An 18313-nucleotide genomic window follows, 5' to 3' on the forward strand; every position below is an offset into this window, starting at 1 on the left:
AGGCCCTTTATACTCATTAAGCTTTAATAAGGCAGCCGAATGACAAAACGGGTCCCCTCATTCAGCTGACTTTCAACTTCAATAGTCCCGTTGTGGGCAAGGATAAACTGCTTGGCAATGGACAGGCCGAGGCCGGTTCCCCCGCCATCTCTTGTCCGCGCCTCATCTGTCCGGTAAAATCGGTCAAATAAATGCGGCAGGTGTTCAGGCGAAACACCGACTCCGTTGTCCTGCACAATCATGGTCAGGAAAGAATCGTCTTCATTTAAAAGCTGGAAAGAAATCGTCCCTTGCTTTGGCGTATACCGGATTGCATTGGTTAACAGGTTAACCAAAACCTGTTTGATACGGTTCGGGTCCACATGGATCGTTGTCCGGGAAGTCCGCGTTTCCAGCTTAAGGCTGATTTCCTTTTCCTCAGCGACAGGTTCCATGGCGAGAAAAAGCGACTGCACCAGCTCCGCCATTTCCACCGGTATTTTTTTCAATTTTAATTCGCCAGCTTCCGCCAATGACAAGGTCCTTAAATCTTCCACCAATTGATTCAGCCGAATGAGCTCATCCTGAAGCGGGAGTAATGTCTCGGGGGGAACCCAGTCCCCTTGCTGCTGCAGAGCATCCAGCTTGCCTCCGATAATGGTAAGAGGGGTTCTCAGCTCATGAGCTACATCCGCATTCAGATTTCGGCGCGCCTGCTCCGCCTGTTCCAATTTGCCCGACATTTCGTTAAAGGCATTGGCAATCTTTCCATATTCATCATTTGTGTTGATCGTGGCCTGTACACCGAATTCCCCCTTCCCCAGCCGTTCGATTGCAGGCAGAAGCTTTCGCAGCGGAGAGGCCAGCCAGCGTGACAATTGATAGGCAATGACAAGAGAAATAAGGATGAAAAAACCGCCGCTAACCGCCTGGATGATAACCACCGATATCGGGATTCCAATCATGATTTTGTTCAAATTTGCGACCTCTTGATCATAATAAAAAAATTGGCCGATGGCTTCGTGATTTAAGAGCAGCTGTTTTCTCAGTCCCAGGCGGGCGACCAGGACATGATTCGCATCACCTTCGCTATAAATGATATTGTGATTGCGGTCCATGACAAGAAGGCTTCGCCCCTTCTGTTCGTTCCCCTTTAACAAATCCATTTCTGCAAGATGAGCCCACGTGCCATTGTTGCTTTGATAATAAGCTGTTAATCGGTCAGCCAGAGTTGCGATTTCATCCCCTCTTGTCTGGTTTATGCCTGACAAAAGGGCATTCCTGACAATGAAATGAGTAAGCGTGATAAAAACGAAACTGATTCCAATGATCACTGCAGCCATCGTGAAGAAAATTTTCCGGTGAAAGCTCATGGCTGCTCTGCAAATCGATATCCGAATCCATAAACCGTCTGGATATACCGGGGATTCGAAATATCGTCCTCAATTTTTTTTCTTAACCGGCTGACATGGGCATCCACTGTTCGTTCAACGTTTATTAAATCATCATCAAGCGCGGCCTTTAACAGCTGCAAGCGGCTGTACACAATCCCCGGCTTGACGGCCAGCGTATATAACAGCTTGAACTCCGTAGGTGTCATGCTGATTTCAACCTCATGTCTCCAGACTCGATACTGGGAAGCGGAAATTAACAAATCCCCCCTGACGAGATGATCCTCAGCAGGAATCCGGTCATCCATCCTGCGCAAAACGGAGCGAATGCGGGCCAGCAGTTCTCTTAAAGAAAACGGTTTTGTGATATAATCGTCCGCACCGACTTCAAGGCCGAGAATTTTATCCATTTCATCGGACTTTGCCGTCACCATAATAATGCCTATCCGGCTGTTCTTCCTTAGTTCGCGGCATACATCCAGCCCGTTCATGTTCGGCATCATCCAATCCAGCACCGCCAAAGCCGGACTTGCCTCTTTTACTTTCGCCAGCGCCTCTGCGCCCGTCCGGGCCGTCACTACATTGAAGCCCTCGCTTTGCAGAAATGAGCTCATAAACTCAAGCACCTTTTCCTCATCATCTGCCAATAATATCGTTTCCGCCATTCCCCTTCCCTCCTTTGTCTTTCCTCTCGTAGATAGTATATCCCAAGAGATTGCACGATTTATTTTTATTATCAGAATCGCAAAGGTTCGTCATAAGTTCACAACATTTATTTGTTACGGTTAATGGGAACTCAGCTCCTGATCAGAGCTTGGACACTTTTTTTAGCAGACGGAGGGGAATTTATGGCTTATCGGCTAAGTCAAAAGAAAAAAAGCTTGCTGGTCGCTGTGCACGTTATAGCTGCTGCCGCGTGGATCGGCGGAACTTTGGGGATGCTGCTGCTTGGTTTGTATCTGCAAAAATCCTCTAATGGGGAGCAGCTTATGTATACCTTGGCCAACATGGAGGTGATTGATGAAAATCTGCTTAAATATCCCGCATTGCTGACCCTGCTTACAGGCATCCTGTTATCCGTATGGACTCAATGGGGACTGATCAAGCATTACTGGGTTGTTATTAAACTGGTCTTGACGGTCCTTACGATTTTAATAGGAATCTTTTTCCTGAACGATTGGACAGCGTCACTTACGGAGATGGCAGAGCATTTGAGCATTTCACCTTTGCAGAATAGCGATTTTCAGCATACCTGGTTATCTGTCATGATCACAGGGGGCTTTAATCTGATGTGTTTGCTGTTTATGGTTTTTATCACTTATTACAAGCCGTTCGGCAAGATTAAGAAAAAGACGGCTGTGCGCAATCCCCCGAAGAAAAGCGATCCTGCATAAAAAGAAAAAGAGCGAGTGCTGGTGGGAAATTCTAACCCCCAATACTCGCTCTTTTGAATTAAAAATGGTTCACAGACGGGACCGCACTTTCCAGCGTTAAAAGCTCTTTTTTCATATCAAGTCCGCCGCGATACCCCGTCAATGTTCCGTTTTTCCCGATGACCCGGTGACACGGGACAAAGATCAGGGCCGGATTCGCCCCAATCGCTGCCGCCACGGCGCGGACCGCGCTTGCTTTGCCGAGCTGTGTGGCGATCTCGGAATAGGTTCTGGTTTCTCCATAGGGAATGTGACCAAGCGCGTCCCATACCGCTTTTTGAAAAAGGGTGCCCTGAAGATGCAAAGGCAGCGAAAAACTGCTGCGTTTCCCCTCCAAATACTCTATCAGCGCATCGGAGTAGATTTGCAGTTTACTGTCATCCCTCACCAGCCTGCTGCCAGGGAAGTGTGATTTCAACCAATCCGCCATTTCATGGAACGGGCCATTCCCGGAGCCGACAAAAGCAAGCCCCTTGTCCGATGCGGCCAAATGAATGCTCTGATTTTCATAGGTTAGTAAAGTCCAGTAAATCTCGGCATCTGATTGTATGTTCATTATACCAAGCCCCCGCTTTGTTTTATCTCATAATCACGCCGATAATCGTTCGGTGTCTGCCCCATCATTCTCTTGAACAGGGTGATGAAATAGGGAGTATTGGAGAAGCCGACTATGCCCGCTATTTCAGATACGGCTTTATCTGTATGAAGCAAAATGGACATGGCCTCGCCAATTCTTTTCCGCTGAATGTACTCAACAGGCGTAATGCCTGTAATGCGTTTGAAAGTCCGCTGCAGGTGATATGGGCTCCCGTGGCAAATGCCGGCCAATGTGTCCAGCGTAATGGTTTCACGATAATTTTGATCGATGTATTGTGTCATCTGGTCCACCCACTCCTGGTCAGGCAGCCGCTCGCCCGTTGGTTTGCAGCGCTTGCATGGCCTCAAGCCGGCGGCCAGGGCCTGACTCGCATCGCTAAAAATCCGGACATGCGCTTTCCTGGGCGCTCTTGATCTGCAGGAAGGTCTGCAGAAAATCCCTGTCGTCTTGACTCCATAAATAAACTGATGATCATAATCCGTATTATTTTGGATAATCGCTTGCCAGCGTTCATCCGTCAGCAGCTGGTCTTCTTCAATTGAATGGATCATGGATATCCCCCCACAACCCTAGTATAACCTCAACCCCTCCCTTGTGTCTCAACTTCAAAATAGAATAGCAAGATTACGAAATCATCAATTAGAGCGCAACATCCCGTAATTCGAAATATGGTAAAACTGGCTTGCAAGAAAAAAACTCACCAGGAGATGATGAAATGAATAAACTGAGAAACAAAGTTGCGTTAGTAACGGGAGCAAGCCGCGGTATCGGCAGGGCAATCGCCCGCAGGCTTGGGGAGGAAGGAGCGACAGTTGCCGTACACTACTTTTCCAATCAAGCTGATGCTAAAGAAACGGTAGCAGAAATTGAGCGCAGCGGCGGCTCCGGATTCACCGTTCAAGCAAATCTTGGCTCGACTGAAGGAATACGTGTGCTGTACTCTGAACTGGACCGGGAGCTTTCGGAGCGATTCGGCAATACCGGCATGGATATTCTCGTAAATAATGCAGGACTGGCTCATGTCGCTGCCATTGAAGATACAAAAGAGCATTCATTTGATCAATTGATGGCATTAAATGTGAAGGCACCGTTTTTCATCATTCAGGAGGCCCTGTCCCGCCTCCGGAATGAAGGACGCATTATTCAGCTTTCATCTGCGGTTACACGAATATCTTTACCCATGATTCCGGCGTACAGCATGACCAAGGGTGCCATCAACTCCTTGACGCTCTCGCTTGCCAATCAGCTTGGCCCACGTGGCATCACCATCAATGCCATAGCCCCCGGATACGTTGCCACCGATATGAACGCAGGCATGCTGCAAGACCCGGATGGCCGACAGGCCGGTGCCGATTTTTCAATTCTCGGACGCTGGGGTGAACCGGAGGATATCGCGGATATCGCTGCGTTTCTCGCATCCTCGGACAGCCGCTGGATCACCGGACAGATTATCGATGCAAGCGGCGGCTCCCATCTTTAAGAGGTAGTTCAAAAAGTCATCTTTTGATCACGAAGCAAGTCAGGAAGCGGACTCGACATCGAATCTTGAATTCAGCCGGGCCTTCCGGTGCTCACGTACACCAAACGTACGCTCCGCTCCTCAGTCCCTAGCTTCATCCAACCTTCTTGGTGCTGAAAACCTGACTTTTTGAACACGAACTTTAAGCGCTTTAAATAACCACAAGACAAAGCAAAAAAACCAACCTGGAAATGTCCAAGTTGGTCTTTTTTCATCGTTTGCCAGATTTTTTACGAAGCTTTAATCTACTGTTGGTTTTTATTTTCTTACGAAATCTGCTGCTTCTGATTTTCTTACGAAGCCTGCTGCTGCTCATCAAACCATTGAACTTTTTAAGAAATATGACCCGCTGAAACATCTTTTTATCTTTTAGCTGATCGAAAATATAAGCATCCGGGCGTGTGTTCACTTCAATAATCCAGGGCTTCATGGACGAATCCAACCCAAAATCGATACCGATTTCCGTAAACTTTGGGAAGCTTTTATGAAATTCGGTTGCTATCCGGTAACCAAGGTCTTTTAGAGATTGGATGTACTTTGCGTTCTTGTCATCGCTTAAAAAAGGACGAAGCAAGGCTTCAAGCGGCATCGGTGTTCCGCCGTTGTGGAAATTGGTTACGGCTTTCTTCGGATGAGCCAGTCTGCCGATGTAAGCTGTGACCTCCCATTGCTTCTTTTCGTTTTTTTGCACCATCACGCGGAGATCAAAGATGAGGCCTTTATATTTGAGCAAATCGATGCCTTTTTGCACAATATGCTCGCCGTTGTACTTCGTCTGCTCCAAAGAAGTGAACAGTTCCTTATACGTTGAAAAGCTTCGAGGGGAGGTCCCTGCGTGATAAGTGAATTTGCTGTTGTTATGTTTGACGACCTTAATGACCCCATTGCCGCTTGTGCCTTTGGATGGCTTAACGTAGACCACCTGGTGCTTGTTTAACATCTCCAGCAATGTATTGGAAGAATACAGACTCGTATCCGGAACATATTTACGGAGGACAGGGTTCTTAAGCAGAAACTTCGTTTTTGTCCATTTGCTGCCTAGAGTAGCAAGCTGCTGTCTCGCATTGTTTTCCTGAGCAGGCAATGTTTAATCACCTCTTCTTATTCGCTTTAGACTTCAGACGATTGTACTGGATCACGTCAATTAAACTGGCTTCTTCAAGCAGATAGTGAATAATCCTGCTTTGATAATGAATTCTTGTCGTGAGCGGCAGGCTCCAGCAGGTCTCTACGGTAACCGCTTTGGCATGAAGCAGCCGGCTTGCCGCCGTACGGCCCGTCCCTTCTTTATGTTTAAGGCGGACTGTAAAATGCTTGGTGGGGTCGGAAATGCCGTTGTTCATTTTGCTTATGATTCTTTTGAGCGCAGGTATGGTTTTGCTGCCAGGATTCGTAATGAGCGTCTGGCCCAATCGCTTGGGATTTACGCTGGAAAGGCCATTGGCTTCATGAAGGTCAATATACCAGTCAGGAAGCAGTTTTCCGGCGAGCTCAAACAGATCCTTGGATAACGGATGCTCCGCTGCAGCTCCGGCGCTTTTAGGAAAGGTCCTATTTAAATCAGGCTTGCCGCGGACGCGCTGTTTGTATGCTGCCTGGTTGAATATGGGGACAAGAATCAATGTTCCCCTTATGATCGCGAACTCTTTTTGCCGAAATTTGTTCAGCCACTGCTCGGCGGCACGGATGCTGGCAATCTCATTGCCATGAACCCCGGCCGTCATAATCACGGTTGGACCTGGATTTTTGCCCTTAATCATGTAATAGGGAGTCCTAAATTTGGTATGTGAAGCAAGTATATGTTCACTGATCTTCATAGGGAATCACCTCCCGTACCTGTTAAAATATCTTACGGTCAAGCCTGCCCGATGGACACGGACAAACTGTCCGGGGAATGTGCGGAATCATACAAAAAAGATCAAGAACAGAAGCAAGTTTCCTCTGTTCTTGACCTTTATACGCTTGATCTCTTCACCAGCTTATAGGGAATCTACACCCTAAATGGCGCAGCTCCCGGCCGAACCATCTGATTATTTATTCGCAACCTGATGCGATAGCAATTTGCTTTCGAACTCTTCTTCTATTTCACCGAAATCTCTCAGCACTGATGAGAGCTCCAACCAATTTTCTTCTACCGTAAGGGAGTGGCATAGGCCAAGAATTAAGGATTGTTTGTTCTTTAATATAGCAAGCTCCGGATTTTTTCCCTTAAAAAATCTTGCGTAATCCCCCGCTCTTCTCGCCCCCAGCTGAAAAACGAAATATTTCAGATTCGATGCCGCATCTTCCGGTATTTCTTGATTTTGCAATTTTTCACTAAAGGCTTCTATGGCTTCTTTTCCGGTTATCGCTCCAATTGTGGCGCCGATCTTCCTCGTCTCTTTATACAGATGTTGAAAAAAATCCATTGCCTTATCATAAATTTCATCCTCGCTCAGCTGGTGGATTCTCGTAAGGGAATGCCAATATTGGTAACTTCCCCGGCCATACGGAAGCTTTTCCGCCTTCCAGGCCAACCGAAGCTGTTCAAGCGGCAGCCTTACGTGCGGAAAGCCGGCCGGATCGTGGACATAGATGAAATGCTCATCCATACGATAAGCCAAAATGTAATGATCAGCGCCCATTAAAAACCGATGATTGGGGGAATACGTCAAGTACCCCATATCCAAAGGTCCGAGAATGGCTGAAGAAGTCTCAAGTACCTTTCTTAATTCGTTTAGCGGGCATTCTGCTTCCTTGTCGGAAAAGTTCTCTATAAAAGAGCAGCCTAAAATAGTCATGGCTTTCGAGATGCCGACATCCGGATCGGCCGTATTGTTATGCAGAAATAAACTGCCGCTTCTGTATAAGGTTACGCCAAGGCCAACGCCCGACAGCACCTCCAGCAAATAAGGCGGTACGTCTTCACCTGTTTCCCGAATGAACATGCTTGCCGAGTTTGCATAACAATAAGCGCCATTGCCGATATACATAGTTGTTTCCTCCTATTTCACAGGAATTAAAATTTGAATGCTGTTTGTTTTGTCATTAGCAGAGTAATTTTCATCGTAAAACTCCAGGCTGAAATTCGATACAGGTTTCAATTTCATAGCCGGAAGCTGATTTTTATAAATTTCCTCCAGCGCATACGGGATATGCTCAATGATATTGTCCAGCTCAAATGCAGCATACTTGTGTTCAGGAACATGGTGGCCCGTCCATCCATCCGGCAGCTGCTCCAGCGAGGGCACCGGAATGCCGGCGACATAATAGCTGGTGTCGTCGGCATCCAGACTCTCATAGCCATAACAAACGGCTGTTTCCGGATCGATACCGCATTTTGCGAGTTCATCATAAAAACGATTCCACAACCTGGAGATCGCATGATTGGTTAATATTTCCTCCAGGGCAATGCCTCCGATCAAAAAGGAAGGCCGCTCAATAATTCTTACTCTAAAGGTTGACTCCTGCTTTGTTAATTTGGCAAGTGTATCCGTTAAGCTTTCTTTGTACAAATTGTGATGATGACTGCCCTTTTGGCGGTAGCTTTGGGGGGACATTCCTATGTAGCTCTTGAACGCACGTGTAAAAGCCTCCTGGGAACCGTAGCCGAAGCCAAGGCTTAGCTCCAGGATCGGTGTATCGGTTTCGATGAGTGCCCTTGCAGCTAAAGTAAGCCTCCGCTTTCGGATATACTCGCTGATGCTTTCCCTGGCAATGCTCTTAAATAAGCGTGTAAAGTGAAACTTCGAAAAAACTGCCACTTTCGCAATTTCATCTAAAGTAATCTCCTTGTCCATCCGTTCTTCCATATATTCAACGGCTTTTAAGATACTTCTTTCATATAAATTCATCCTGCGCCTCCCCTGCTGCAAAGCTTTTAACGGCCCTTTATGAGCTCATTATACCTTTTTAATCATATTTACATTTGATTTGAATTGCGGTCTATATAATAACAAATAGGTCTGAAAAGTTGTGATTGGAATCACAAGACCTCACTTTACCATGAGTTATGCTTCCTATGTCAGTAAAAAAACCAACCCCCTAACCGTCATTCATTCAATTCTGATCCGGGAGGTATTTACTTATGATTAATAACGAAACGGACCGATTAACCAATCAGCCGTCCATGTTCTGTTTCCAGTGCCAGGAGGCTTCCAAGGGCACAGGCTGTACTGTGGCCGGGGTCTGCGGCAAGCCGCATGATGTGGCCAATCTGCAGGATTTGCTTATCTATCTGCTGAAAGGAATCTCCTTTCTCAGCCTGGATGTACAGCTTCCTGAGGAGCTGGATCACAGTGTCTCCTTGTTTATCACGGATTCCTTATTTGCCACGATTACAAATGCGAACTTCGACCGGGTGGTCTTTGTAGACAAAATTCGAGAAGCGCTGATTCTCCGGCAAAAGGTGTTTACATACCGGAATGAGCAATTTCCGGATGCAGCCGCAGCTCTCCCTGACGCAGCCGTATGGCAAGCCGATAGCGAGGGGGATTTTGATGCCAAAGCCCGCCAGGTCGGTGTTCTCTCTACAACCAATGAAGACATCCGCTCTCTGCGCGAGCTTCTAACCTACGGCTTGAAAGGCATGGCCGCCTACACCTATCATGCATGGCAGCTGAATTACACGGACAAGGAAGTCGACCTGTTCATGCGGCGGGCGCTGGCTGCGACACTTGACGACACCCTTGAAGCAGCCGATCTGATCAGCTTGAATATGGAAGCGGGCAAATTCGGCGTGAAAGTCATGGCCCTGCTTGATGAGGCCAACACCAGCACATATGGCCATCCGGAAATAACAAAGGTGAATATTGGAGTACAAAATCGCCCGGGCATCCTGATTAGCGGACATGATTTGAAGGACATGGAAGAACTGCTGAAACAAACCGAGGGCACGGGTGTCGATGTATATACCCACAGCGAGATGCTTCCCGCCCACTACTACCCTGCTTTCAAGAAATATGATCATTTCGTCGGCAACTATGGAAACGCCTGGTGGAAGCAGAATGCAGAATTCGAAGCCTTCAACGGTCCGATTCTGATGACGACCAACTGTATTGTTCCCCCCAGAAAGAGCTATATCGACCGTATTTATACGACAGGCAACACCGGATATCCGGGAGTTCGCCATATCCCTGAAGGTGAAAATGGCCAGCCTAAGGACTTCTCGCTTTTGATTGAGCAGGCCAAACGCTGTCTGCCTCCAACAGAGCTTGAGACGGGGGAAATCATCGGCGGTTTCGCCCATGAGGCCGTCATGAGCGTCGCCGACCAGGTGGTGGAAGCGGTCAAGACCGGAGCCATTAAAAGATTTTTTGTCATGGCAGGCTGTGACGGCCGCATGAAATCACGCAGCTACTATACCGATTTTGCCGAGCAGCTCCCGCGCGATACCGTCATTTTGACGGCAGGCTGCGCCAAATATAAATACAATAAGCTTGACCTTGGTGAAATTGGCGGCATCCCCCGCGTACTGGACGCTGGACAATGTAATGACTCTTATTCACTCGCCGTGATCGCCATGAAGCTGAAAGAGGTATTCAGGCTTGACGATATTAACGAGCTGCCAATCTCTTATAACATTGCCTGGTATGAACAGAAAGCGGTTATCGTCCTGCTTGCCCTGCTGCATCTTGGTGTGAAGAATATTCATCTTGGCCCTACACTGCCCGCTTTCCTCTCCCCCAATGTCGCCAAGGTTTTGGTGGAAAACTTCGGAATCGGCGGCATAACAAACGTAGAGGATGACATGAAAATGTTCCTTGGCGCATGAAAACAATCCCCTCTGGCTCACAGTGCTGATTCACTGTCGTCCAAGAGGGGATTTATCTTAGGAAGCTTGATGCTATTTCAAGCTTCTTTCTGCTTTATTCAAGCAAATTCCGCCGTTCGTGCGAATGACCTCCTGATACCAGTTCGGCGCTTTTGATGTCTTATCCGGAATCAGTTTCCCGATGAAATGTTATTCCGGATTGCTTTCTTCTTCTCCTCGGTAAAAACCCCTGAATCTAATAAATCCAAAATGGAGAGCACGCCTCCACGAGAACCCCAGCTTCCCTCTTCGATGACCTGGAAGCTTACCCACCAACTCGGAGATGGTTCCGGCACCTCAAGTATTTTGGTAAGACTCCCAAAAATATTTTCAATCACCTCTTTGCGGACCTCATTGGGCCAGTCTCCATCCATAACCAAAACATTAATTGTAATTACATCACGTTCTGGCTGGTCTGATAACAATTTCCCTCCGATCGCCATGTAATCAGCCGGACGCTCGGTGAAATGAACCTGGAATCCTTCCCTAGCAGGTGGGCAGTATTGCCCGACTTCCGGAACTAGAACCGCATCCGTTAAGGCTTCCGCCAAAAGACGACGCTGTTCAACGGAAATACGGCCTACAGGATAATTAACATTAATCATAGTCATATTTGAATTCTCCCTTTGAGGCAAACGTGAACATTCACGGTTTACTCGTTAATTTGGTGTGATGAAAATACTATAAATCCGCCTACAAGCATTGTCAACACTAACTATTAAAATAATATATATTATTTTAATATATATTAAAGATGTAACATTCCCTTTGATGAGATATAATTATATTTGACAAAAAATCATGACATTGTTTGATGTACTGAGGGGAGAATATAATGGCAAAGCAGCCGGGGAAAACCAATACGAAGTTTGCCGTGTTAGGCATACTCGCTCTGGGCCCCCATACCGGTTACGATATTAAACAACATATGGAACAGAGCACAAGTTACTTTTGGAATGAGAATTATGGGCAAATCTACCCTACTTTGGCTGAGTTGCTCGATCAACATGATATTGAAGTTAAAATCATTCGTCAAAAAGGAAAACCTGATAAAAAACTATACAGTATCACCGACCAAGGTAAGCAGACATTATCGCACTGGCTGTCTCAACCGATGGAGCATATGGTCATGCTTAAAAAAAATGAGCTGCTGTTAAGAGTATTTTTTGGCAGTAATACTTCACCCGAGACGATAATCATGCACATCAAAGAGCATAAAAGAAAACTTGAGGAAAGCTTGAAAATTTTTGAAGAACTCGAGACGTGGCTGCAGAATACAGAGAAGAAAGATAACAATTTTAAATATTGGATGATTACTATTCAATATGGGAAGAGTCAGTTTAGCAGTTTAATCAGTTGGTGCGAAAACAGTATTCAAACCCTTAAAAATGACCAGTAAAACTGAATAACGTTTTTCGCGTTTTGTTGGCTTACCCCATAATCTGAAAAATGGTGCACCTGGACTTGAAATTCAGCCCCCGGTACACCATTGTGTTTATACAAAATCTATAATAGCGGATTCTCATGCTTGGCCTTCAGAATAGACCAGCGGCGCTCGACCTCGTGTTCAAATTCCGCCAGCAGCTCTTTATTTTCTTCCTTCAGCAGATGCCTGGACTTGCCCATGTACTTGAGCCAATCGGTGAGCGGCACACGCTTGTTCTTGTCTTCCGGATTGTACGTAATGTTCGTCTCCCCGCGTTCCACTTCATAAAGGGGGAAGAAGCAGGAATCCACCGCCGCCCGGACGATATTCTCCCCTTCCTTGTCCTCCGATTTCCAATTCAGCGGGCAAGTAATCAGCAGCTTGCCATACACCATTCCTTCGTTTTGGGCATACCATTGGGCCTTGGCCGCCTTCTTCACCAAATCCTGCGGAAATGCCTCGGTTCCCGTGAACACATATGGAATGTGGGTGGCCGTCATAATCTGAGCCGTATCCTTGTGCTGGTATGGCTTGCCCTGTTGTTTCTTGCCTACCCCGGAAGTGCTGGTCATATGCCCGAGCGGAGTGGAATAAGACAGTTGTGCACCGGTATTCATATATCCTTCATTGTCATATTCAAGAATAATCATTTTATGATTGCGCAGCGCCGTACCGATGGCCGATCCCATGCCAATGTCCATGCCCCCGTCACCGGTGATCATGACAAACGTGAAATCGTCCGGCACATCCAATTCCCCGCGCCGCTTCTGTTCAAAGAAAGCTTCTACCGTACCCGACAACGTGGCCGGCCCGTTTTGAAACAGATTATGAATGAAGCTTTGTTTATGAGAGTTATAAGGATAACCTGTTGTCGTGATATAAGCACAGCCAGTGTGGAACAGGGTTACGACATTGCCTTCAATTCCTTTGAAGAACAGTTCCAGACCGGGGAAAATGCCACAGCCCGGGCAGGCCCCGTGTCCCGAAGCGATCCGCTTCGGCTTGGCCGTTAATGATCGCATTGGCGGGATTTTAACTGCAAGCTTCCCGGTTTCCTCGTTCATCTTCACGGTAATCAGTCCCGACTTGAATGGTTCTCCCGCCATGGGGGAAATGACAGGAGCCAGCCTCTGCTCTTCTCTGCCGGGTGTATGACCGTAATAATCAAACGGCTTTTCAGCAAGCCCTTTCTCCATGGCATCCAGAGCAAGGGCAAAAAACGCTTCCGCATCATCCGCATAAAAATCCTTGCCGCCCAAGCCAAAGATGCGGGAAAGCACGACAGGCTGCGGCCCGCGAATATCCTGAATCGCCGATTTCACTTCATGCGTGAGATTTGCGCCATTGGCACCGTAGGAATCCGCGCGCTCTCCGACAAGCAGCGCTTTGACCCCGCGCAGGGCATCACGGACGGCCGCGGCCGGAAACGGGCGCAGAATATTCGGGCTGACCAGCCCCGCCTTAATCCCCTGTGCGCGCAGCCGATCAACAACATCCTTGGAGGATTCAGCCGCTGAATTCAGCAGGAACAACGCCACCTCGGCATCCTCCATCTGATACAAATCCAGAGCCCCATAACTTCTTCCCGATAGAGCTGCATATTCTTCAGCCACCTCGCGGAAAACTTCACCAGCGCGCAGAATGGCTTCAGATTGCTGATAATGGTTGTTCGTCAAGTCTTCGCCATTCATATATGCGCCGACTACAATGGGCCGCTCCGGATCCAGCACATGAGGCTGTGCGGAAGGCTTTTCTCCCACAAAACGCTGCACGGTCTCACGATCGCTGAAAATCTGCACCCGCCGCTTCTGATGAGAGGTAAAAAAGCCGTCGTAAGCCACGATGACCGGCAATTGCACTTTCTCATGCTCCGCAATGCGCAGCGCCATAATATTCATGTCGTAGACAGCCTGCGGCGAGCGGGCGGTGAGAATCACCCACCCCGTGTTCAAAGCGTAGTACAGGTCCGAGTGGTCCCCACGGATGTCAAGCGGCCCGCTGACCGCCCTTGTCACCAGGTTCATCACCATGGGAAAACGGGTGCCTGCCTGTACAGGCAGCTGTTCGATCATATAGAGCAATCCGTTCGCGCTGGTGGCATTGAGTACACGCGCGCCGGCCGCCGCCGCACCGTAACAGATCCCCGCCGACCCATGCTCGCCGTCAGCCGGAATAAGCCGGATATCATGCTCGCCGCGTGTTTTCATCATATCAAGGTATTGGGCAATTTCGGTTGAAGGTGTGATGGGGAAATAACCCATAATATGATAGTTGATCTGGGCTGCCGCCATGGCGGCCAGCTCGTTGCCTGACTCAAACACCGCTTTTTGACCATGGGCTGATGCCGGTTTCGCAGTCATTTCTTCCGTTTGCGGGCTCATTTATTGTACTCCCCCCATCGTCAGATATGGGAATTTCTGCGGTATCCGGTGCTGCTCGGCATAATGCTGGACCTCCAGCATCTCGCTGAGCGCAGACGTCGGACAAGCTTCCACGCATTTCAGGCAGCCTTTGCAGTACTGATAGTCAATTCCCTCCATGAACATTTGTGGATTGCCCCGCTTGTCCGGCCTTCTCTCCCATACAAAACAAAAGTCGGGACAAACGGTATCGCAAGCGGCACAGTTAATGCAGTCCTCTTTGTTGAACTTTGGAATAAAGCCCTGCCTGGAGCCGCTCAAATCCTTCAGTACACTGCTCGCTGTAACAGTAAGAATGCCTCCCGGCTCCTGCGTGGAATAGCCAAGAAAAGGCTCCTGCCGTATATACCCGTCCTGACTTTCTTCAGCTTGGCTCTGCAGTGTGAGGAAACGAACTTCCTCATAACCACGATTGAAGGTTCTGATATTCGATTCTACCAAGTGCGGTAGCTTCTTCTGAAAAGTGCGGCGAATAACCTCCCGCATGTTGTCCGGATTCAGAAAGCCGCAGATCCGAAACAGCGCTCCCAGCATGGCCGTGTTTACCTTCGTTTTCTCCTCCACGGCAATGTTCAATCCATCCACAACGGCCAGCGTGCCGCGGGTCAGCTTGATGTCCCGTGCTACCTGTTCAGCTTCGCGTGCGGAATTCACGAGTACCGTTCCGCCCGGATGCAAGCCTGCACAAACGTCCACGGTTTTATACAGAGCTTCATGGAATACCCCGACCACATGAGGCTGCTCGATCGGACTATGATCCCGAATCTCCACCTCCGGATCGCAGAAGCGGACAAACGCCTTGACAGGGGAACCTTTTTTCTCGGAGCCGTAGCTTGAAAAATTTGACCCATTCAGTCCGGAACCGGTTACACCGGCTTCAGCCAGCATTTTTCCGGCCAGGTTCGCGCCAAGGCCTCCTATCGACTCCAGCCGGATTTCATAAAATCCCAACCTGTTTTTCTGAGGTAAAATGGACACTTTGCTCTCCTCATTCCTTGAAGAATTGATTAGCTTTTATGCTGATGCACCTTGTAATTTAAAGTTTAACTATATAGCTTTGGGAACAATGTGATCATGCTCACAATCCGTTTCTTTTCCGAATCAATTCCAAAGTTAGTTCTTATCGGTTTCACATATCCGGTACAGTGGCAAGCAACCGCTCCGCTGCTTCTTTTCCCTGTCGTATGCAATCCGGAATCCCCACGCCCCCGTAACCTGCCCCACATAGCTGTACCTCAGGCAGATGGCGTGCAAGTTGTTCCCGCAGCAGCCTCATCTGCTCCATATGGCCGACCGGGTATTGCGGCATTGCACGATTACAGCGGGAAATTTCGACCAGCTCAGGCTCGCCCGCAATGCCCTGCAGGTCTTTCAGGTCTTTGCGGGCAGCTCCCGCCAGCTCTTCGTCAGTCCAATGAACCCAATCCTCCGCGCCGGCCCGACCGATATATGTCCGCAGCAGAGTATGGCCTTCGGGAGCGGCATGAGCCCATTTGGCGGAAGACCAGGTGCAGGCGGTGATCCTCTTTCCCTCCTTGCGCGGAACCAGGAAGCCTGACGCGGCAAAGGCATGATTCACATCTTCATTCCGGTAGGCCAGCCCGATATTGGCGACGGAGACATAGTTGATTTTATTCAGCCAGCTGACATCCACAGCTCCGGCAAATATTTGAGCGGCCGCAAAAGCCGGTACCGCGCAGATCACTCCATCGGCTTCCAGCGTTTCTCCATTTTCCAGGTGAATTCGATATTCATCTTCTTTACGAACTTTGACCACGGTCTGACCCATGATAAACCGCACAGAGTCGAGCCTTTTCTCCAACCGATCGATCACAGCAGACATTCCATTTTTATAGGATAGAAACATGCTCTTTTTGGCAATCTCCGGCAGTCCCTGCATTGATGAAGACTTTTGCCCGCCTCCCAGAGCCATGCCTTTAATGAGACTGCGGTGCCTCTGCTCCATTTGCCTGAACTGCGGAAAGGTTGACAGCAAACTCAAGGCGCGGGTGTCACCCGCATAGATGCCGGAAAGCAGCGGCTCGGTAATCTGCTCCAATACTTCCTTTCCCAGCCGCCGCTCGATAAAGTCGCCAAGCGACTCGTCCTCACTGCCTTTTCTTGCAGGCAGGATCAGGTCCAGGGCCGCTCTTGCTTTACCCCAGGGCGAGATAAGCCCTGTACGAATGAAAGGGGTCATCCTGGTCGGAATGCCCAGAATAAACCCCATCGGCATCGGATGCAGCTTACCGTTATGCAGAATACAGGCCGTTTTGGCGCTTGGACGGGTTGAGACCAGGTCCGCCTCCATGCCAAGCTCCGCCGTCAGCTCCAGGACGGAGGTCTTGCGTGCCAGGAAAGCGTCCGGTCCTTTTTCGATCATGAATCCGTCCTTATAAACCGTATGCAGCTTGCCGCCAAGTCTGTTGCTTTGTTCAACAAGCGTGATTTCCAGCGGAACCCCTTTTTCCCCCGCCTGCTTCTGCAGATAAAACGCCGCGCTTAACCCCGTGATTCCTCCGCCAAGCACAACGATCCGTTTAACAGCCCTTTGCATTCCGCCGTTCTCCTTTCCAGTCTTGTGGAACATACACACAGTAAGGGTCGCTTTCCAGGTAGTCGCCTGTCAGTGCAAAAGCCCTCGCTCTGGAGCCGCCGCAGACCGTTTTGAATTCGCAAACTCCGCATTTTCCTTTGAGCAATGATTTGTCCCGAAGCTGCTGCATGATGGCAGAGCCGCGGTAAATATCCGCCAGCGATTTCTCCCGTATATTTCCGCAGGCCAGCGGCAAAAAGCCGCTTGGATATACCTCGCCCGTATGGCTGATAAACACAAACCCGTCGCCGTCATTTACACCTTTCGGAGCACGTCCCAACGCATCCGGCATCCTGCGCGTGCCCGCAGCGGCTTTACTCTCCTCGCCATCGTGCCTCTGGCGCTGCTCCTGCAAAATAACCCGCCGGTAATGGGGGGCTTCCGTCGCTTTGATTCCGAAAGGCATCCGCTGCTGCAGCTTGTATAGCCATCTCATGACCTCTTCATGCTGCGCCGGCGAAATCATATCCTTCTCCATGGCGCGGCCGGTGGGCACCAGAAAAAACACACTCCACAGCACAGCCTGCATCTCCTTGACCTTCTCGGCAATTTGCGCAAGATCATGCAGATTATATTGTGAAACCGTCGTATTGATTTGAATGGGAATGCCAGCCTCGCGCAAATAACCGATGCCGCGCATCGTCATCGCAAAGGAACCACGGGTGCCGCGAAAATGGTCATGGACATCCGCGCCCGAACCGTCCAGACTGAACGCCCAGCGGGACAAGCCCGCCTCCTTTGCCTTCATAACCGCTTCTCTCGTTACTTTTGGGGTGGCGCTTGGTGTCATGGACAGCGACAACTTTTTCTCTTCAATGGCATACCTGGCGAGCTCAAACAGGTCGGGACGCATTAACGGGTCCCCGCCCGTAAATACACAAAGCGGATGATTCAATTCAGCGATCTGATCCAGCAGCCTTTTGCCCTCTGCAAGTGTTAGCTGGCGGGGATCAGGCTTGTGCTGGGCCTCCGCCCGGCAGTGCAGGCATTTTAAGGCACATGCCCGCGTGACCTCCCAGATCACGATAAACGGGTCTTTATGATAATCCCGTACAGACCCTGAAGCGATCATGCAAATCTCCTCCTTGTATGTTAAGAGCATCTCCTGATTTGGGGTTGCTCTTTTCCTTTTGCTCTTTGAAAAATGAATAAGTTGAAAT

General features: G+C 49.0%; 17 protein-coding genes. 4 read left to right on the top strand and 13 right to left on the bottom strand.

The window, feature by feature from the left end; all coding sequences use genetic code 11:
• Window positions 1-23 precede the first annotated feature (23 nt).
• Together ACI1P2_RS26680 and ACI1P2_RS26685 are read right to left on the bottom strand one after the other, a co-directional pair.
• A complete protein-coding gene (locus tag ACI1P2_RS26680; RefSeq protein WP_355325386.1) occupies window positions 24-1352 on the bottom strand; it encodes a sensor histidine kinase in 1329 nt (442 codons plus the stop codon).
• Window positions 1349-2035: a response regulator transcription factor gene (locus tag ACI1P2_RS26685; protein WP_355325388.1), complete on the bottom strand. Its 687-nt coding sequence runs from the start codon at window positions 2033-2035 to the stop codon at window positions 1349-1351. Before ACI1P2_RS26685 ends, ACI1P2_RS26680 begins: the two co-directional genes overlap by 4 nt.
• 183 nt (window positions 2036-2218) lie before the next feature.
• Between ACI1P2_RS26685 and ACI1P2_RS26690 the strand changes: the two genes are divergently transcribed.
• Window positions 2219-2764, top strand: coding sequence for a DUF2269 family protein (locus ACI1P2_RS26690; RefSeq protein ID WP_355325391.1), 546 nt, complete (start codon window positions 2219-2221; stop codon window positions 2762-2764).
• Between the two features lie 58 nt (window positions 2765-2822).
• On the opposite strand, the gene ACI1P2_RS26695 is transcribed toward ACI1P2_RS26690, so the two are convergent.
• Together ACI1P2_RS26695 and ACI1P2_RS26700 are read right to left on the bottom strand one after the other, a co-directional pair.
• Window positions 2823-3359, bottom strand: a complete 537-nt coding sequence (locus tag ACI1P2_RS26695) for a methylated-DNA--[protein]-cysteine S-methyltransferase (protein ID WP_355325394.1) — start codon at window positions 3357-3359, stop codon at window positions 2823-2825.
• Complete coding sequence (locus ACI1P2_RS26700; protein ID WP_355325397.1) at window positions 3359-3952, bottom strand: bifunctional transcriptional activator/DNA repair enzyme AdaA; 594 nt, start codon at window positions 3950-3952, stop codon at window positions 3359-3361. The genes ACI1P2_RS26695 and ACI1P2_RS26700 overlap by 1 nt, the downstream gene beginning before the upstream one ends.
• 164 nt (window positions 3953-4116) lie before the next feature.
• Between ACI1P2_RS26700 and ACI1P2_RS26705 the strand changes: the two genes are divergently transcribed.
• Entirely contained in the window at window positions 4117-4881 is a 765-nt protein-coding gene (locus ACI1P2_RS26705; RefSeq protein ID WP_355325400.1) for an SDR family oxidoreductase, read from the top strand.
• Between the two features lie 250 nt (window positions 4882-5131).
• Here the strand turns inward: ACI1P2_RS26705 and ACI1P2_RS26710 are convergent, their stop codons facing one another.
• From ACI1P2_RS26710 to ACI1P2_RS26725, 4 genes are all read right to left on the bottom strand, one after another.
• Window positions 5132-6004: a YheC/YheD family protein gene (locus ACI1P2_RS26710; protein ID WP_355325403.1), complete on the bottom strand. Its 873-nt coding sequence runs from the start codon at window positions 6002-6004 to the stop codon at window positions 5132-5134.
• A 7-nt stretch (window positions 6005-6011) separates the two neighbouring features.
• Window positions 6012-6737 carry a succinylglutamate desuccinylase/aspartoacylase domain-containing protein gene (locus ACI1P2_RS26715; RefSeq protein WP_355325406.1) on the bottom strand — a complete coding sequence of 242 codons (726 nt, stop codon included), beginning with the start codon at window positions 6735-6737 and terminating at the stop codon, window positions 6012-6014.
• Window positions 6738-6950: 213 nt separating this feature from the next.
• Window positions 6951-7892, bottom strand: a complete 942-nt coding sequence (locus tag ACI1P2_RS26720) for a hypothetical protein (protein ID WP_355325409.1) — start codon at window positions 7890-7892, stop codon at window positions 6951-6953.
• 12 nt (window positions 7893-7904) lie between these two features.
• Window positions 7905-8753 (bottom strand): AraC family transcriptional regulator, encoded by an 849-nt coding sequence (locus tag ACI1P2_RS26725; protein WP_355325412.1) that lies wholly within the window; start codon window positions 8751-8753, stop codon window positions 7905-7907.
• Between the two features lie 233 nt (window positions 8754-8986).
• Here ACI1P2_RS26725 and hcp point away from each other — a divergent pair, with 233 nt between their 5' ends.
• Window positions 8987-10672, top strand: coding sequence for a hydroxylamine reductase (gene hcp / locus ACI1P2_RS26730; protein WP_355325415.1), 1686 nt, complete (start codon window positions 8987-8989; stop codon window positions 10670-10672).
• A gap of 170 nt (window positions 10673-10842) precedes the next feature.
• On the opposite strand, the gene ACI1P2_RS26735 is transcribed toward hcp, so the two are convergent.
• Window positions 10843-11322, bottom strand: coding sequence for a tautomerase family protein (locus tag ACI1P2_RS26735; RefSeq protein ID WP_355325418.1), 480 nt, complete (start codon window positions 11320-11322; stop codon window positions 10843-10845).
• A gap of 224 nt (window positions 11323-11546) precedes the next feature.
• Here ACI1P2_RS26735 and ACI1P2_RS26740 point away from each other — a divergent pair, with 224 nt between their 5' ends.
• Window positions 11547-12110 (top strand): PadR family transcriptional regulator, encoded by a 564-nt coding sequence (locus ACI1P2_RS26740; RefSeq protein ID WP_355325421.1) that lies wholly within the window; start codon window positions 11547-11549, stop codon window positions 12108-12110.
• 107 nt (window positions 12111-12217) lie between these two features.
• Here ACI1P2_RS26740 and ACI1P2_RS26745 read toward each other — a convergent pair whose 3' ends face one another.
• The 4 genes from ACI1P2_RS26745 to ACI1P2_RS26760 form a co-directional block, all read right to left on the bottom strand.
• Window positions 12218-14518, bottom strand: coding sequence for a thiamine pyrophosphate-dependent enzyme (locus ACI1P2_RS26745; protein ID WP_408976360.1), 2301 nt, complete (start codon window positions 14516-14518; stop codon window positions 12218-12220).
• The gene (locus ACI1P2_RS26750) at window positions 14519-15535 is read right to left on the bottom strand and encodes a 2-oxoacid:acceptor oxidoreductase family protein (protein WP_355325423.1); all 1017 of its coding nucleotides are present in this window, start codon (window positions 15533-15535) and stop codon (window positions 14519-14521) included.
• 151 nt (window positions 15536-15686) lie between these two features.
• Window positions 15687-17114: a protoporphyrinogen oxidase gene (gene hemG / locus ACI1P2_RS26755; RefSeq protein WP_355325426.1), complete on the bottom strand. Its 1428-nt coding sequence runs from the start codon at window positions 17112-17114 to the stop codon at window positions 15687-15689.
• Window positions 17098-18225 (bottom strand): TIGR04053 family radical SAM/SPASM domain-containing protein, encoded by a 1128-nt coding sequence (locus ACI1P2_RS26760; RefSeq protein ID WP_355325429.1) that lies wholly within the window; start codon window positions 18223-18225, stop codon window positions 17098-17100. The genes hemG and ACI1P2_RS26760 overlap by 17 nt, the downstream gene beginning before the upstream one ends.
• Between the last annotated feature and the right edge of the window lie 88 nt (window positions 18226-18313).

Source organism: Paenibacillus jiangxiensis (assembly GCF_046098255.1).
Classification (GTDB): domain Bacteria; phylum Bacillota; class Bacilli; order Paenibacillales; family Paenibacillaceae; genus Paenibacillus; species Paenibacillus jiagnxiensis.

Bases quoted from the DNA above. Each gene is read 5' to 3' on its own strand.
- ACI1P2_RS26700 (WP_355325397.1), bottom strand. From the start codon at position 3,952: ATGATCCATTCAATTGAAGAAGACCAGCTGCTGACGGATGAACGCTGG.
- ACI1P2_RS26705 (WP_355325400.1), top strand. From the start codon at position 4,117: ATGAATAAACTGAGAAACAAAGTTGCGTTAGTAACGGGAGCAAGCCGC.
- ACI1P2_RS26725 (WP_355325412.1), bottom strand. From the start codon at position 8,753: ATGAATTTATATGAAAGAAGTATCTTAAAAGCCGTTGAATATATGGAA.
- ACI1P2_RS26690 (WP_355325391.1), top strand. From the start codon at position 2,219: ATGGCTTATCGGCTAAGTCAAAAGAAAAAAAGCTTGCTGGTCGCTGTG.
- ACI1P2_RS26745 (WP_408976360.1), bottom strand. From the start codon at position 14,518: ATGAGCCCGCAAACGGAAGAAATGACTGCGAAACCGGCATCAGCCCAT.
- ACI1P2_RS26740 (WP_355325421.1), top strand. From the start codon at position 11,547: ATGGCAAAGCAGCCGGGGAAAACCAATACGAAGTTTGCCGTGTTAGGC.
- ACI1P2_RS26760 (WP_355325429.1), bottom strand. From the start codon at position 18,225: ATGATCGCTTCAGGGTCTGTACGGGATTATCATAAAGACCCGTTTATC.
- hemG (WP_355325426.1), bottom strand. From the start codon at position 17,114: ATGCAAAGGGCTGTTAAACGGATCGTTGTGCTTGGCGGAGGAATCACG.
- ACI1P2_RS26695 (WP_355325394.1), bottom strand. From the start codon at position 3,359: ATGAACATACAATCAGATGCCGAGATTTACTGGACTTTACTAACCTAT.
- ACI1P2_RS26720 (WP_355325409.1), bottom strand. From the start codon at position 7,892: ATGTATATCGGCAATGGCGCTTATTGTTATGCAAACTCGGCAAGCATG.
- hcp (WP_355325415.1), top strand. From the start codon at position 8,987: ATGATTAATAACGAAACGGACCGATTAACCAATCAGCCGTCCATGTTC.
- ACI1P2_RS26735 (WP_355325418.1), bottom strand. From the start codon at position 11,322: ATGACTATGATTAATGTTAATTATCCTGTAGGCCGTATTTCCGTTGAA.
- ACI1P2_RS26680 (WP_355325386.1), bottom strand. From the start codon at position 1,352: ATGAGCTTTCACCGGAAAATTTTCTTCACGATGGCTGCAGTGATCATT.
- ACI1P2_RS26715 (WP_355325406.1), bottom strand. From the start codon at position 6,737: ATGAAGATCAGTGAACATATACTTGCTTCACATACCAAATTTAGGACT.
- ACI1P2_RS26685 (WP_355325388.1), bottom strand. From the start codon at position 2,035: ATGGCGGAAACGATATTATTGGCAGATGATGAGGAAAAGGTGCTTGAG.